Annotated in this window: 13 protein-coding genes; 11 read left to right on the top strand and 2 right to left on the bottom strand. The window is 53.6% G+C overall.

The annotated features are described in order from the left end of the window. Positions 1-40 precede the first annotated feature (40 nt). From nusB to coaE, 4 genes are all read left to right on the top strand, one after another. A complete protein-coding gene (nusB, locus tag VGM48_RS01925; RefSeq protein WP_331576019.1) occupies positions 41-1000 on the top strand; it encodes a transcription antitermination factor NusB in 960 nt (319 codons plus the stop codon). 23 nt (positions 1001-1023) lie between these two features. Next, a complete protein-coding gene (locus VGM48_RS01920) occupies positions 1024-1470 on the top strand; it encodes a DUF1573 domain-containing protein (RefSeq protein ID WP_331576018.1) in 447 nt (148 codons plus the stop codon). Positions 1471-1494: 24 nt separating this feature from the next. Further along, positions 1495-1845: a preprotein translocase subunit YajC gene (gene yajC / locus VGM48_RS01915; protein ID WP_331576017.1), complete on the top strand. Its 351-nt coding sequence runs from the start codon at positions 1495-1497 to the stop codon at positions 1843-1845. Positions 1846-1924: 79 nt separating this feature from the next. Continuing rightward, positions 1925-2533: a dephospho-CoA kinase gene (gene coaE, locus VGM48_RS01910; protein ID WP_331576016.1), complete on the top strand. Its 609-nt coding sequence runs from the start codon at positions 1925-1927 to the stop codon at positions 2531-2533. A gap of 3 nt (positions 2534-2536) precedes the next feature. Here the strand turns inward: coaE and VGM48_RS01905 are convergent, their stop codons facing one another. Then, positions 2537-3676, bottom strand: a complete 1140-nt coding sequence (locus VGM48_RS01905) for a pyridoxal phosphate-dependent aminotransferase (RefSeq protein ID WP_331576015.1) — start codon at positions 3674-3676, stop codon at positions 2537-2539. A gap of 184 nt (positions 3677-3860) precedes the next feature. Between VGM48_RS01905 and secDF the strand changes: the two genes are divergently transcribed. Continuing rightward, positions 3861-6953, top strand: a complete 3093-nt coding sequence (gene secDF, locus VGM48_RS01900; protein WP_331576014.1) for a protein translocase subunit SecDF — start codon at positions 3861-3863, stop codon at positions 6951-6953. A 41-nt stretch (positions 6954-6994) separates the two neighbouring features. Here secDF and VGM48_RS01895 read toward each other — a convergent pair whose 3' ends face one another. After that, complete coding sequence (locus VGM48_RS01895) at positions 6995-7297, bottom strand: hypothetical protein (RefSeq protein ID WP_331576013.1); 303 nt, start codon at positions 7295-7297, stop codon at positions 6995-6997. Between the two features lie 160 nt (positions 7298-7457). Here VGM48_RS01895 and VGM48_RS01890 point away from each other — a divergent pair, with 160 nt between their 5' ends. The 6 genes from VGM48_RS01890 (at position 7458) to VGM48_RS01865 (ending at position 16182) form a co-directional block, all read left to right on the top strand. Next, positions 7458-8741 carry a HAMP domain-containing sensor histidine kinase gene (locus VGM48_RS01890; protein ID WP_331576012.1) on the top strand — a complete coding sequence of 428 codons (1284 nt, stop codon included), beginning with the start codon at positions 7458-7460 and terminating at the stop codon, positions 8739-8741. Positions 8742-8749: 8 nt separating this feature from the next. Continuing rightward, positions 8750-9451, top strand: coding sequence for a response regulator transcription factor (locus tag VGM48_RS01885; RefSeq protein ID WP_331576011.1), 702 nt, complete (start codon positions 8750-8752; stop codon positions 9449-9451). Positions 9452-9521: 70 nt separating this feature from the next. Continuing rightward, on the top strand, positions 9522-10796 hold the full coding sequence (locus VGM48_RS01880; protein ID WP_331576010.1) for a TolC family protein: 1275 nt from the start codon (positions 9522-9524) through the stop codon (positions 10794-10796). A 40-nt stretch (positions 10797-10836) separates the two neighbouring features. Next, a complete protein-coding gene (locus tag VGM48_RS01875) occupies positions 10837-11946 on the top strand; it encodes an efflux RND transporter periplasmic adaptor subunit (RefSeq protein ID WP_331576009.1) in 1110 nt (369 codons plus the stop codon). A gap of 78 nt (positions 11947-12024) precedes the next feature. Beyond that, positions 12025-12942, top strand: a complete 918-nt coding sequence (locus VGM48_RS01870) for a DUF2279 domain-containing protein (protein ID WP_331576008.1) — start codon at positions 12025-12027, stop codon at positions 12940-12942. Positions 12943-13023: 81 nt separating this feature from the next. Next, positions 13024-16182: a CusA/CzcA family heavy metal efflux RND transporter gene (locus VGM48_RS01865; RefSeq protein WP_331576007.1), complete on the top strand. Its 3159-nt coding sequence runs from the start codon at positions 13024-13026 to the stop codon at positions 16180-16182. The last annotated feature ends 32 nt before the right edge of the window (positions 16183-16214 follow it).

Here is a 16214-nt window from a genome sequence, read left to right as displayed (position 1 = left end):
AACAGCCGCGAAAGCGCAATATTAACAAGCTCTTATAATAATGATCAGTAGAAGAAATATCCGGGTAAAGGTGATGCAAACGCTTTATAGCCTGGAAGCGCAGGAACCAGCCAGGAGTGCGGCAGAGGAAACGCAGAAACCGGTGGGAAAACCGGTCGATCCCTTTAAGATCCTGCAGAAACATTTCGATCAGTCCAGGCAATTGTTATCTTATCTTATTTACTTTATCACCGAAGTCTCACGCTACGCGGAGACGGCGTCCCGCTTGCGGGCCTCCAAGCACCTGCCCACCGCAGAGGATCTCAACGTGAATATAAAACTGGCCGGCAACGAGCTCCTCTGGAAGATGCTCGAAGACACTTCCCTGAAAAAGGCCATGGATACGGACAAACCCCAGCTTCAGGACAACGGGGAGCTGATCCGCAAACTCTACCACGATCTGACGGCAACCCCCGAATACCAGCAATACATCACGGTCCAGGGCCGGGACAAAAAGTCCGAAAGGGATATCCTCGAATTCATCTTCTCCGAAATAATGCTGGCCAGCGAAGCCTTTGTGTCAAATGTTGAAGAACTGTTCACCAACTGGGACGATGACGGCGAGATGGTCAGCCAGCTGGTGATGAGCTATCTCGCGAAACCGGGGTCGCTCGATTTCCAGGAGATCGTGAGCAAGGAAAAGAAGGAATTCGCAAAACAGCTGCTGCAGACCGTCATCGAAAAGAAAGAGGTCGTCATGGACATGATCCGGCCGCGGCTGAAGAACTGGGACCCGGAGCGGATCGCCACCCTCGATATGATCCTGATGGAAATGGGCGTGGTGGAATTCCTCTATTTCGAAACGATCCCGCCAAAGGTGACGATCAACGAATACATCGATCTCGCCAAAGACTACAGCACCCCCCAGAGCGGGCAGTTTGTCAATGGTATCCTGGACAATATCCATAAGGATCTCGTCCGGGAGGATAAGATGCATAAGATCAATTTCAAGGCGAATTAGTAGGTTTGCAAAAAATCGACGGCATGTATAGATTCATCAGCGCTTGTCTTCTCACGGCCCTGTTCGCCGGGTGCAACGGGGATCAGCCAAACGCAGGGATCAGTCCCGGTTCGGCGCAGTTCCTGGCGATGCGCGATACGGCCCGCTTTACCACGATCCAATGGATCGACTCCACCCGGGATTATGGGAAGATCCCGGAGGGCCAGAAGCTTGACGTAGCCTTCCGGTTTCGCAACACCGGAACCACTCCGCTGGTGATCGGCCGGGTCCAGCCGAGCTGCGGGTGTACCATCGCCGACCCGCCCAGAGAACCCATCGCCCCCGGCGCGGAAGGAGTGATAAAAGCTTCCTTCAACAGCGAGGGCCGGACTGGCATTAACCACAAGACCCTGATGGTCACCTCCAACACCAGGGGCAGCCAAAGCATTGCGCTGCAATTCGTGGTCGAGGTAATAAAAAAAGCTTCGTAAAACACAATTCAAACAATAAAAACAATGACGCATTCTTTTTTATTCGTCTTATTGCAGGCTGCGGCACCCTCCGGCGCCGGTTCGTTACAGCTGATCCTGCTGGGAGGTATGATCCTCGTGTTCTGGCTCTTTATGATCCGCCCCCAGGCAAAGAAAGCCAAGATCGCCAAGAAATTCCAGGAAGACATGCAAAAGGGCGACAAGATCGTGACCATTGCCGGTATCCACGGTAGCGTGAACAAGATAAACGATGACGGCACTCTCATGATCGAAACAAGCCCCGGCAGCTATCTGAAGATCGAAAAAAGCGCGATCTCCATGGAATGGACGCAGAATCTGAATAAGGCGACCGCCGCCGCTGCAGATAAAAAATAAACTCAACCCCGGCCGGGCCGCCGGCAACAGCCGCATTAGCGAATAAAAGCCACCGTCGGTGGCTTTTAAATTATTTTATATGTTGAAAGTCGGACTTACAGGCGGCATCGGCTCGGGGAAATCGACGGTGGCCGCCATATTTGCAACACTGGGAATCCCGGTCTCCTTTGCCGACGATGAAGCCAAACGCCTGATGAACGAGGACGCCGGCCTCCGGGCGGCCATCGGCCGCGAATTTGGAGCCGAAGCCTATGCCGGCGGAACGCTGAATCGAAAATACCTGGCCTCGCAGGTCTTCAACGATCCCGCAAAGCTCGAAGCGCTGAATACGCTCGTTCATCCCGTCACTATCCGCCAAGGCGCCATCTGGATGCAGGAACAGGCCCTTCTCGGTCATCCCTATGCAATCCGGGAAGCCGCGCTGATCTTCGAAGCACGGGGCGCCGGTCAACTGAATTTTGTCATCGGGGTATTTGCACCGGCAGCCCTTCGGATCCATCGCACCATGCAACGCGATAATACCAGCCGCGAGGCCGTACAACAGCGAATGCGCAATCAGATTGATGAGGAGATAAAAATGCGGCTTTGCGACGCCGTGATCCGCAATGACGAACAGGAGGCATTGATCCCGCAGGTGCTGGAAGTACATCAACGGCTGCTCCGGCAAGCCGAAGCAGCCGTGAAATAATGCTTATTTAAGTTTTGCGAGCGCGTCTTTGATCCTCGCCCAGGCCTTTTCGATATTCGGCATGCTGTTGGCAAACGAGAACCGCACACAGGCCGGTTCGCCAAAGGCATCCCCCATCACCGAAGAGACATTCGCGGTATTCAGCAGGTACATGCTGAAGTCAGCGGAGTTCTTGATGGTGTTCGTTCCATCGGACTTGCCAAAATAATACGATACATCCGGGAAGATATAGAAAGCACCCTGCGGCTCGAAACATTTGAGCCCGGGGATGGATTTTACCAATTGCAGCGTGCGCTCGCGGCGGGCAGTGAATTCCTTGACCATGTCAAAGGAGGCTGCCAGATCCCCCGTCAGGGCAATGACCGCCGATTTCTGGGCGATACTGTTGGTTCCGCTGGTGAACTGTCCCTGCAGCTTCTCACAAGCCTTCGCGATCTCGGCGTTGGCGGCGATATAGCCCAGGCGCCATCCTGTCATGGCGAAACCCTTGCTCAGCCCATTGATGATGATCACCCGGTCTTTCAGATCGGCAAACTGCGCAATGCTCTCGTGCTTGCCCGTGAAATTGATATATTCATAGATCTCATCCGAAAGAATGGCGATGTCGGGATACTTGCGGAACACCGCCGCCAGCGCTTCCAGCTCCGCCCGGGTATAAACCGCCCCCGAAGGGTTACAGGGAGAAGAGAAAAGAAAGGCCTTCGTCTTCGGCGTGATCGCCTTCTCCAGTTGCGCGGGCGTAAGCTTGAACCCCGCCTCGGTGGTCGTATGCACTTCCACTACTTTCCCACGGGCGATCTTCACCAGTTCGGAATAAGTGACCCAATACGGGGTGGGGATGATGACCTCATCGCCCTCGTCGACCAGTGCCAGAATGATATTGGCCAGGCTCTGTTTGGCGCCCGTGCTCACAACAATATTCTCCGGCTTGTAGTCCAGGTTATTATCCCGCTTGAATTTGACGCAAACAGCCTCACGGAGGTCGGCATAGCCGGCTACGGGGGTATAGTGGCTCCAGTTGTCATCGATGGCCTTCTTGGCAGCGACCTTGATATGGTCCGGGGTATCGAAATCGGGTTCTCCAAGACTCAGGTCGATGACATCGACACCTTTTGCTCTCAATTCTCGGCCAAGCTTGGCCATTTTCAAGGTTTCCGGCTCCGCAAAGCGGGAAAGGAGGGAAGATAAACGCATGGTATACAAAAATTGATCAATTTGGTGGGCGGTTACAAATAATGCGATTTGGGCGGCAAAGCTATGAAAAAAGCGGCAGAAGGATTGAAAAAACCTATCTTTGCCGTTCCAAAAAAAACAAACGAAACTTCCAATGAGAGCACTGGTAAGTATTTTTGCTGCTTTATTGATCATCATTTCCGTCTACCAGCTTTCCTTCACCTGGTTCGTCAACAGTCACGAATCGGCGATGGACGCAAAGGCGAAGGCTCAGGTGTCGAGATTGTATCCACAGTCGGCTGCTCAAAAATATCCCGACAACAAGGAGGCGCGGGCGCTTTACCAGGATACCCTCGACATCACGTACAACGCCCGGAAGAAGAAATTGTTGGATAGCTCCAAAGACACGAAGATCACCCCCTGGGGAACTACCTATCAAAAAGCAAAGGAAAGTGAACTGCTGCTCGGTCTCGACCTGCAGGGCGGTATCAGCGTTACGATGGACGTCGCGCTGGACGGCCTTATCAAAGGTTTGGCCAACAATACCCACGATCCGAAGATGCTCCAGGCCCTGAGCTCCGCCATGACGGACCGCCAGACGCGCAGCGGCAACATCATCGATCTGTTTGCCGAAGACTTTAAAAAACAGAACCCGAACGACAAACTGGCCCCCCTCTTCTCGAACAGCAACCGGAACAAGATTGGCTATGACGCATCCGACGCTACCGTCATCGCCTACCTGCATGACCAGGCCAGCGCCGCGATGAAGCAGACCTACCAGATCCTCGATCATCGTATCAACCAGTTCGGCGTCGCACAGCCCAGCATCAACCTGGACGAAGCACACGGCATCATCTCCGTCGAACTCGCCGGCGCCTCCGATCCGGATCGCGTTCGCAAATACCTCCAATCCACCGCCAACCTGCAATTCTGGGAAGTATATAACCTGGGGGAACTGGCACAGTCCGTTCAGAACGCCGACAAAGCGCTGCAGAACTACCTCAACGGGGTCGCCAATGCCTCGAAGACCGATTCGACGACAAAGGCCGGAGACTCCGCCAGTATCGCCAAAACCGACTCCGCAAAAAAAGATACCAGCTCCACCGCGGCAAATGCCAACCCGCTGTTCCACAGCATGCAGTTCCTGCAGCCCACCCAGGATCAGAAGACGGGTCAGCCTCACTACTATGCTCAGCTGGCTGTAGCCCGCATCCAGGACACCTCACTGATCAACGGCTATCTCAGCAATCCCATCGTCCGCAACCAGTTTCCGCAAGACCTGCGCTTCGTCTGGGGCAAACAAAATGCGGATGAGGACGGAAAGCTCAGCAACGTACTGGACCTCTACGCGATAAAGACCCTGCCCGGCACCGACAAAGCGAAGATCGAAGGGTCGATCATCGAAAACGCCTCACAGGACTTCGATCCCATTACCAGCGAGGTCGTCGTCGAGATGAGCATGAACAAACAGGCCGCAAAGGCCTGGGCCGATATGACCACCAAGAACGTCGGCAAACCCATCGCCATCGTTCTCGATAATATCGTTTATTCGGCTCCCTATGTCAACGAACCCATCACCGGCGGCAGCTCCCGCATCACGATGGGCCGGGGCCGCAACTCGAACCAAAGCATCACCGAAGCACAGGACCTTTCCAACATCCTGAAGTCGGGTAAGCTGGATGCCCCCGCCAGGATCGTGCAGGAGCAGGTGGTTGGCCCGACCTTAGGTCGCGCGGCCGTACACGGCGGGATGATGGCCTTCGGCATCTCCTTCCTGGTCATCTTCATGTTGATGCTGGTGTACTATAATACCGCCGGCTGGGTAGCCAACTGCGCCCTGATCCTCAACCTGCTCTTTACCATCGGCGTACTCAGCGCCCTGCATGCCACCCTGACGGCCCCCGGTATCGCCGGCCTGGTACTCACGGTAGGTATGGCGGTGGACACCAACGTTATCATCTTCGAACGTATAAAAGAGGAACTTACCCGGGGGAAGAGTTACCCGATGGCGGTAAAGGACGGCTACCGGCGTTCGCTGGCGCCCGTACTCGACGCCCACGTCACTACCCTGCTGACGGCCCTGATCCTGTTCTACTTCGGCCTGGGTCCCGTCCTTGGTTTTGCCACCACGCAGATCCTCGGTATCCTCCTCTCCCTGTTCTGCGGTATCCTGGTATCCCGGTTGATCACCGACTTCTACACCAACAAGAACCGGCACTTCCAGTATTTCACCCCGCTTTCCCGCCGCATCTTCAAACATGCAGCCTTCAAGTTCATCGAATACCGGAAAGTGGCCTATATCATATCCGTCGTCGTGCTGATCCTGGGCGTCGGCGCATTGATCCACGGGTTCAAGGAAGGGGTGGAATTCCAGGGCGGCCGAAGCTATATCGTCAATTTCCACAAACCGGTAAAGCAGGAAGACGTAACCGCGGCCCTGCGCAAGGTTCTTACCCGTACCACTCCGGAGATCAAAACCTATGGCGGGAACGAACAACTGGAAATAACAACCGACTATATGGTCAAGGAAACCGGCCCCGTTGCGGACTCCACCGTACTGGCCACGACCTATAGTGGGCTGAAGCAATTCCTGCCGGATGGCGTTTCCTATGCTGAATTCACGACCACCAAATACCTCCAGGGAAATGTAAAGGTCGAACCGAGCATCTCGGAAGAGTTGAAATCGGGCGCGATAAAGGCCACCATCTTCGCGCTCATCGTGATCTTCCTTTATATCTTCATCCGGTTCCGCGACTGGCGCTATTCGCTGGGTACGATCATTTCGCTGCTGCATGACGTATTCGTCACGCTGGCAGTGTTCTCCTTCCTGGGGAGTGTAGTGCCCTTTACATTGGAGATAGACCAACACTTCATCGCGGCGGTACTAACGGTCATCGGTTTCTCGATGAACGATACCGTAATCGTATTTGACCGGATCCGGGAGAACAGCCATTTGATGAAGGGCGCCACCAATGGCGAGATCATCAACAAGTCGGTGAACGATACCCTGAGCCGAACGATCATGACCAGCCTGACGGTGTTCCTGACACTCCTCATCCTCTTCCTGGTTGGCGGTGAGGTGACCCGCGGTTTCGCCTTTGCGATGCTGATCGGGGTCATCACAGGTACCTACTCCTCGATCTTCGTAGCGGCTCCCTTCCTCGTAGACTTCGCGAAGGGTCGTCCGCTCGGCGAGAAAAAGGACACGGTCAAACCCGTAGTCAAAACGAAAAAAATAACAGCATAAAAAAAGGCCGCCCTCGGGCGGCCTTTTTCGTTATACAAAGTTTAGTTCTTCTTCTTCGTTGAATCCTTGTTTGCCTTATAACGCATATCGGCCGTTCCATCTTTCTTCAGCGGGCCGGCAGGCTTTGCTTTGGCCGCATCCTTATTCGCCTTGTAACGCATATCGGCCGTTCCATCCTTTTTCAAGGGGCCAGCATTGGTTGCAGGCTTGGCCGGGGAAGCGGTAACGGCCTTAGCGGTCGTCGCAGCAGGCTTTGCCTTGGTCTTGGCGGGTGTTTGCGTCTGGGCAAAAGTCATCCCTGCACAGGCAAGCAACAAATTGACAATCAGGACAATTTTTTTCATAATGTTTAATTAAACCCGTTTAACGAAAAAAAACAGCCTTTATTGTTGTCTAAACAGGGAGTTGAATATTAGAAAGATAGCCGATATTTGACCTGGACCTTAACCACTACTTAACCATATTCCTGGTAGACTAAGCCTAAAGCATAGCAATTTTGCATCCATGCGTTCATCAACCTTAAAATGGATCGTGCTTTCCGCCACCCTGCTCGCAGCAATCGTGGTGACCGTCCAGCTTTACTGGTTGAAAAAGGTCTACTCCTTCGAACAGCGACAGTTCAACATCAACGTGGTCAAAAGTATCCGCGGGCTCTTCGAAGATCTCCAGATGAACGACGCCCCGGGTATCAGCCTCCAGCAACTCATCGACGCCCCGGATAACAACTACTTTTCATTCAAAGCCGACACGATCCCGCCAAAAGACTCCCTGGCCTTTTATATCCAGGACGAGTTCGCCGACTTTGGGGTACTCACCGACTGCAAACTGGGCGCCTATAGCGCCGCGGATAAAAAGTTCGTCTACGAAGAGTTCATCGCCGCGCCCGCCTCCCGCTATGCCGGCGTCAAGCCCGTCACCCAGGAACTGCCGGTGTATGACAACGCCAGAAACTATGATCATATCCTGCTGTACTTCCCCCACCGCCAGGAGTATATCCTCGAACAGATGGATTTCTGGATCGTCAGTACCGTCGTCCTCTTCCTTGCATTGATCGGCCTGGCCGCCAGCCTCTTCTATTTCTATCGCCAGAAATTCCTCGCGGAGATCCAAAAGGACTTCGTCAACAATTTCACCCACGAGTTCAAGACCCCGCTGGCCGTCATGAAGATCGCCGCCGACGTACTCTCACAGGAGTCGATCGTCCAGCAGCCCGACCGGCTCGAACGCTATTCCACCATCATCCGGAACCAGACGGAACATCTCCAGGGCCAGGTGGAAAGGCTGCTCCGGGCCGCTTCCATCGAATCAAAAGACCTCCCGATCCGCAAGGAAAATGTCGACCCGCAACTGTTGATCGAACAGGCTCTCGGCAAAGTTCAACCGTTGATCGATCAGAAAAGGGCCAAGATCGAGGTGAAGATCGACGAGGTACCGGGCGACAGCCGCGTACAGGCCGACCGCGCCCACCTGGAGCTGGCCGTGGTCAACCTGCTGGAAAACGCCCTGAAATATTCCAACGAGCCCCATATCGTAGTCGAAACAGGCCGGAATGAAGATGATTTCTTCATCTCCGTAAAGGACAACGGGGTCGGTATCGAAAAACAATATTTGAAGAACATCTTTAAGAAATTCTACCGCGTGCCCACTGGAGATATCCACGATGTAAAAGGATTTGGACTCGGACTCAATTTCGTCAAACGGATCATCGATGCGCACAAAGGACGGATCAAGGTCCATAGCCTCCCGGGCATCGGCACAGAATTCAGATTATTCATTCCCCTTAACTAAGATTTTCTATGCAACAAGCGTCAAAAGTAAAAGTGTTACTGGCAGAAGACGATCTTTCCCTCGGATATGTCATCAAGGATAATTTGATCGACGCCGGCTATGAGGTGGTATTGTGTCCCGACGGCCAGGCGGCCATCGAAAAGTTCGACAAGAACGAATTCGGGATCTGTCTGCTCGATGTCATGATGCCGAATAAGGACGGCTTCGCCGTGGCTAAAAAGATCCGCCAGCAAAGCGATATGGTACCCATTCTCTTCCTGACCGCCCGGTCCATGGAGGAAGATAAGATAAAGGGATTCCAAAGCGGCGCGGATGACTATATCACAAAACCCTTCAGCATCCAGGAACTGCTGATGCGCATGGAAGTTTTCCTGAGAAGGACCCGGAAGATGCATTCCGAGCAATCGGTCAACTTCATGATCGGCCAGCTCAACTTCTCCTATACCGATCTAAAGCTCACGATCGGCAAAGAAGTATTCAATCTCACCCAGAAAGAAGCCGATCTCCTGAAATTCCTCTGCGAACATTCCAACCGGATCCTGAAAAGAGAAGAGGTTCTGCTCAACGTCTGGGGCAAGGACGATTATTTCCTCGGCAGGAGCATGGATGTGTTCATCACCAAGCTGCGAAAATACTTTAAAGCCGATCCTCAGGTGAACCTCGAAACCATTCACGGTGTGGGCTTCCGGTTCAATACGCCGCAAGCTTAATCATCGCTTAACCCCTGATTAACATATAAATAAAATACTTTTGGCCACTAAAAAATCACTCGCTGGACCTATGTGTAAAAAGTGGATCTACCTTTTTTTCGGCCTATGCTTCATCAGCGGCGCCCTGGCCGCCCAACCCAGACAGGATACCCTGCGTCTGCCGCTGGCGGGCGCCGAGAAGATGTTCATCGACAGTAACCTCCAGCTCCTGGCCCAACGGTATAACATCGACGCAAGCCAGGCACTGATCCTCCAGGCCCGGCTCTGGCCCAATCCGAATTTTCAGGTGAGCCATGGCTTATATTCCGGCGCCCTCCAGAAATTCTTCCCCACCGGCGCCAACGACGAGACTACCCTCGGCCTGTCACAGCTGATCCTGCTGGCCGGCAAGCGCAACAAACAGGTACAGTTGGCCCAGGAAAGCGCTCATCTGTCGGAATACCAGTTCTTCGATCTGCTGCGCACGCTGAAATACACGCTCCGGACCGATTTTTTTCAGATCTATTATCTGCAGCAATCCTCCCGGGTCTATGATGAAGAGATAAAAGCCCTGAGCCAGGTGGTCAATGCTTTTTCCCAACAACAGGGCAAGGGTTATATCTCCGAGAAGGAAGTCGTCCGGATCAAAGCACAACTCTATAGCTTTCAAAGCGAGTACAGCGACCTCATCAATCAGGTCAACAAAACCGAAAGCGAACTGCGGCTCGTGCTTCAGGTAAAACCCAATTTCTTTATAGAGCCCGTGGTGGACTCGATGGCCCTGACCAGGCTCGATCCCTCCCAGTATTCCCTGACCCAGCTGATCGACTCGGCCTATCATAACCGCACCGACCTGCAGATCGCAAAGGCCAATACCCGCATCAACCAGCTGAACTATTATTACCAAAAGGCACTCGCCGTACCCGATCTTACCTTGAATCTCGGCTATGACGAGGCAGGCAGCTACCTGACCAGCTACTATGGCATCGGCGCCTCCATCGATCTGCCCTTTTTCAACCGTAACCAGGGCAATATAAAAAGCGCAAAGTCGCAGATCGCCAGCTCGGAAGCGATAGTGCGCAGCACCCGGGCTACGGTTGAGGAGAATGTAACAAGCAGTCTCCAAAAGGCCTTTGCCCAGCAAAAACTCTTCCAGACCGTCGACCCGAAGTTTTACGCCGACTTCCAGCGGCTGATGCATGAGATGCTGATCAATTATCAGAAACGCAATATCAGCATCCTCGAATTCCTGGATTTCTACGATTCGTACAAACAAAACACCCTGCAGCTGAATACCATCGGCTATAACCGGGTCAGCGCCTTTGAGGACATCAACTACTATACAGGAACAAACTTCTTTAATTAATCCCCGAAGATTCAATCCAACAACGATCAATCGTATCAATATGCAAAAGAGCTTTAACAACGGTTTTCTTTTTCTCTCTTCCCTTCTCGCAGCCGGTGTCCTGCTTTTCGCATCCTGTGGTTCCCAGGAGCAAAAGCCCGCGGCCGAAAAAGAAAAATATGTGTTGCCGGACACCATCGCGCGCAGCCTGAAGATCGACACCGTTAGCATTTCGCAGTTGGTGAATTCCATTACCCTTACCGGGAAAGTGGGCTCGGATGAGGATCATGTCGTTCCCGTCAACTCGATGGTCAGCGGGATCATCCAGGACGTGAAGGTGATGCTGGGGGATTATGTAAAGGAAGGACAGGCCCTGGCCCTCGTAAAAAGTACCGAGATCGCCGGATACAGTAACGATCTCGTCAATGCAGAGACCAATCTCCGCCTGTCCCAGACTAATCTCCAGAAGACTAAGGACCTCTATAAATCCGGCCTCGCCTCGATGACCGATTCCCTGAACGCGGAGATCTCCGTACAACAGGCGCAATCCGAACTCAACAGGGTCCATGCCGTTCTGAAGATCAACGGCGTCGGCGCCCAGGGTGAATTCGTGGTAAAGGCCCCGATCAGCGGGTTTGTCGTTCAGAAATCGGCCATTAACAATATGGCCATGCGCGCCGATAACAGCACCAGCCTGTTCACCATCTCCGATCTGAAGACCGTCTGGATCCAGGCCAACGTATACGAATCCAATATCAGCCTCATCAAACAGGGCGAGAACGTCGATGTTACGACCCTCGCCTACCCCGGCCGCATTTTCAAGGGTAAGATCGATAAGGTGATGAACGTACTCGATCCGGCCAGCAAGGTGATGAAGGTGCGTGTCGTGCTGCCCAATCCCGGCTATGTGCTGAAACCCGAAATGTACGCCAGCATTACCGTCAGCGACAAGGAAAACGCAAAATGCCTCAGCGTTCCCTCACAGGCATTGATCTTTGATCACAGCCAGTATTATGTATTAGTCTACAACTCCCAAACTGACATAAAAATTACTCCTGTACAAGTCCTGAACACGGTCGGTGACCGGACTTTTATCGCTTCGGGCGTCAATGATGGCGACAAGGTCATCGGCTCACAGGCGATACTGATCTACAACGCCCTCAACAGCTAGAACGCGTACACGAAACACAATGCAACCATCGAATAAAAAATGGGCGCGAATAGCGCCTTTTTTTATCTATTTTAGTGGATGCAATTGAAAAAATATTGCCTGTCGCTCGTCCTTTTTCCGCTTCTTCTGTCCCCCGCCCGGGGGCAGGAATTCTTCAAACCCTCGCCCCAATACAACCCCGGCCGCGTCAACGGCACCATCATCGCCGAATCCGCCCTTGGCATAGCAGTGACTATCGGGCTCAATTATCTCTGGTATAAAAAATTCTCCCATACCAAATTCCATTATTTCAACGACAACGGCGAATGGCTCAACGTCGACAAAGTGGGCCATGCCACCACGGCCTATAACATCGCCGCCATCCAAAGCGATCTTCTCCACTGGGGCGGGGTCCGCAGCACCACCTCGGCCCTTATCGGTACGGCAACCGCCCTGGGCTTCATGACTATGATCGAGATCATGGATGGACATAGCGATAATTGGGGATTCTCCAAGGGAGATATGCTCGCCAATCTCGCCGGCTGCCTGCTCTATGAAGGTCAGCAACTGATGTGGGGCGGTCAGCGTGTCAGCCTGAAATACTCCTATCACGGCAGCCTCTTCCCAAAATATTACCCGGCCGAACTGGGCAGCAATCTCCCACAACGAATGCTGAAAGACTACAACGGTCAGACCTATTGGCTCTCTTTCAATATCGCCTCCTTCCTGCCGGCCTCCACTCATTTCCCGCAATGGCTGAATCTGTCCGCAGGCTATGGCGCGGAAGGCATGATCGGCGCCTTCAAAAACCCCTCCGAGATCAACGGCAAACCCATTCCCGACTTCCGGCGCTACCGGCAGTTCTATCTTTCATTCGACACCGATCTCTATCGCGTCGATGGGCTCTCGCCGCTTGCCACCACAGTCCTTAAGGTCAATCGCACCTTTAAGCTCCCGGCTCCCACGCTGGAATGGAACGAAGTGAAAGGCCTTCAATTCCATCCTTTTTACTATTGATTTGTTAACGGCTTGAAATTCCGTCGTCTCCGCTTAGCCGTCGGTTACTTTTGTTTAACTTGCCGCAGTTAAATTTACCGGATGAACAAAGTGTTTAAAGGCATTCTGGCATTTTCTCTTAAGAACAAATACTTCATTTTTTTCGCCACGATCCTGTTGGTCATCTACGGCGTCATCACGTTCAAGAACATGCCGATCGAGGCATTCCCGGACGTGACCAACACCGAGATCACGATCATCACGCAATGGCCGGGCCGCAGCGCAGAGGAAGTGGAGAAATTCGTAACGATCCCTATCGAACTTGCGATGAACCCCGTGCAGCGGAAGACCAGCCTCCGGAGCACCACCATCTTCGGGCTCTCGGTGGTAAAGCTGATCTTCGACGACGATGTGCAGGATACCTATGCGCGTCAGCAGGTGAACAACCTCCTGCACAATGCCGGCCTTCCCGATAATGTGGCCCCCGACGTTCAACCGCCAACCGGACCTACCGGTGAAGTATACCGCTACACGCTGGAAAGCACCTTCCGGGATTCACGGGAATTGAAGACGCTGCAGGACTGGGTAGTGGACCGCGAACTGCGTTCCGTGCCCGGTGTTGCCGATATCGTGAGCTTCGGCGGCGAGGTCAAGACCTACGAGATCCAGGTGAACCCGCTTGTGCTGAATAACCTGGGGATCACCCCCCTCGATGTCTACAATGCCGTCAGCAAGAGCAATATCAATATCGGCGGCGACGTCATCAAGAAAAACTCCCAGGCCTACGTGGTCAGGGGGATCGGGCTGCTCAACGATATAAACGAGATCAGGAATATCATCGTCGAGAACAACAACGGCATCCCGGTTCTGGTAAAGGATGTCGCGGATGTGAAGATCTCCAATGTTCCCCGCCTTGGCGAAGTGGGCCGCACCGATGCGATCGACTCAGCGGCCTCGCGCCGGTACAGAAACAATCCCGATGCCGTGGAAGGCATCGTCCTGATGCGAAAGGGCGAGAACCCCGATCATGTCATCCAGGGGATCAAAACGGCCGTGAGCCGGCTCAACGAACGCATCCTGCCTGCCGACACCAAGATGAATTCCTTCTATAACCGGGAAGACCTGATCAAATATGCCACGCATACCGTGCTGCACAACCTGGTGGAAGGGATCGTACTGGTGACGCTGATCGTCTCGCTGTTCATGTTCAACTGGCGGACGACGCTCATCGTTTCGATCATCATTCCGCTGTCGCTGCTGTTCGCTTTCATCTGTCTCAATTATATGGGCATGTCGGCCAACCTCCTTTCACTGGGGGCTATCGACTTCGGGATCATCATTGACGGGGCCGTGATCATGGTGGAGGGGTTGTTTGTCCTGCTGGACAAACGCGCCCATGAGGTGGGAATGCAACGCTTTAACCATCTGTCCAAACTCGGGATGATCCGCCGGCGCGGCTCCGAGCTGGCGAAAGCGATCTTCTTTACCAAGATCATCATCATCACGGCCCTCCTGCCCATCTTCTCCTTCCAGAAAGTGGAGGGAAAGCTCTTCGCTCCCCTGGCGTATACCCTTGGCTTTGCGCTGCTGGGCGCGCTGATCTTCACGCTGACCCTGGTGCCCGTGCTGGTCAACGTCCTGCTGCGGAAGAACGTAAAGGAAAAGCACAATCCCATCGTGCATTTCCTGACGGGTTTTTGCATGAGTATCTTCAGGTTCAATTTCAAGCACAAGCGGCTGACCCTGATCGTCACGACGGTCATCATCGGCGTTGGACTTTATGCATTTAAATTTCTGGGGACCGAGTTCCTGCCCGAATTGAACGAGGGTTCCATCTGGGTTCGCGCTACCCTGCCCTATAGCATCTCGCTGGACACCTCGATGGCCAAAGCCGAACAGATGCGGGCCATCATGATCAAATTTCCACAGGTGCGGCGGATCATGTCCCAGACAGGCCGGCCCGATGACGGCACCGATGTCGCGGGTTTTTACAACAACGAATTTGGCGTATCGCTCTATCCCCAGGAAGATTGGAACCCCAAAATAACAAAAGAGCAACTGATCGATACGATGAGCAAAGCGCTCTCCGTCATCCCCGGCGCCGACCTCAATTTCTCTCAGCCCATCATGGACAATGTGGAGGAAGCCGTGTCCGGTGTTAAGGGCTCCATCTGCGTAAAAATTTATGGCGACTCCCTCGAATACATGGAGGAACAGTCGACGAAGGTCTATAATGTGCTGAAGAAGATCGAGGGGATCGACGACCTCGGGGTGATCCGCAATATCGGTCAGCCGGAGCTGGACATCGACCTCAACCAAAGCAAGATGGCGCTTTACGGCGTGTCTACCGCCGATGCCAATGCCGTTATCGAGATGGCTATCGGTGGTAAGGCGGTGACCCAACTGTACGAGGGCATCCGCAAATTCGATATCCGTATCCGGTTTCCCGAGCAGTTCCGCATGACCCAGGACGATATCGGCAACCTCCTGGTGCCAACGCTCAGCGGCAGCAAGGTGCCGGTGCATGAGATCGCCACCATGACACAAAAGACCGGCCCCTGTTTGATCTTCCGCGACGATAACCGCCGCTATTCGGCCATCAAATTCTCGGTCCGCGGCCGGGATATGGGCAGCGCCATCGCCGAAGCCCAGCAGAAAGTGGACCAGGTAGTCAACCTGAAGCGGGGCTATTCGATGGTCTGGCAGGGAGACTTCGAGAACCAGCAACGGGCCTCCAAACGGCTGGCACAGGTGGTCCCCATCAGTCTCCTACTCATCTTTTTGCTGCTGTTCGTCATGTTCGGCAACCTGAAGGATGCCGGCCTGGTCTTCCTCAACGTACCCACGGCCGTCGTCGGTGGGATCCTGGCCCTGCTGATCACGGGCACCAACTTCAGTATCTCGGCCGGTATCGGGTTTATCGCGCTGTTCGGCATTTGTATCCTTACCGGAGTACTGTTGATCACCGCCTTCAAACAGAATCTCGAACTGATCAAACATAGCGAAAGTCCGTTATATACGTCCATCAAGCTGGGGGTCAACGAGCTGATCAGGCCGGTCATGATGACCGCCCTGATGGCGACCATTGGTCTGCTCCCGGCAGCGATCTCCACGGGCATCGGCTCGGAATCCAGCCGGCCGCTGGCCCGGGTTGTCATCGGCGGGCTCATCTGCGCGACGGTGTTCTCCCTGCTGATCTTCCCGCTGGTGTTCTTCCTGGCCTACCGGAAGATGGATAGAGTACATACAAAAGAAGGCTAAAATAATAAACGCGGCGGATGCCGCGTTTATCT

The sequence above is a fragment of the Puia sp. genome (assembly GCF_036500295.1).
GTDB lineage: Bacteria > Bacteroidota > Bacteroidia > Chitinophagales > Chitinophagaceae > Puia.
The sequence above is the reverse complement of the archived record's forward strand: the minus strand, read 5'-3'. Positions and strand labels throughout refer to the sequence as shown.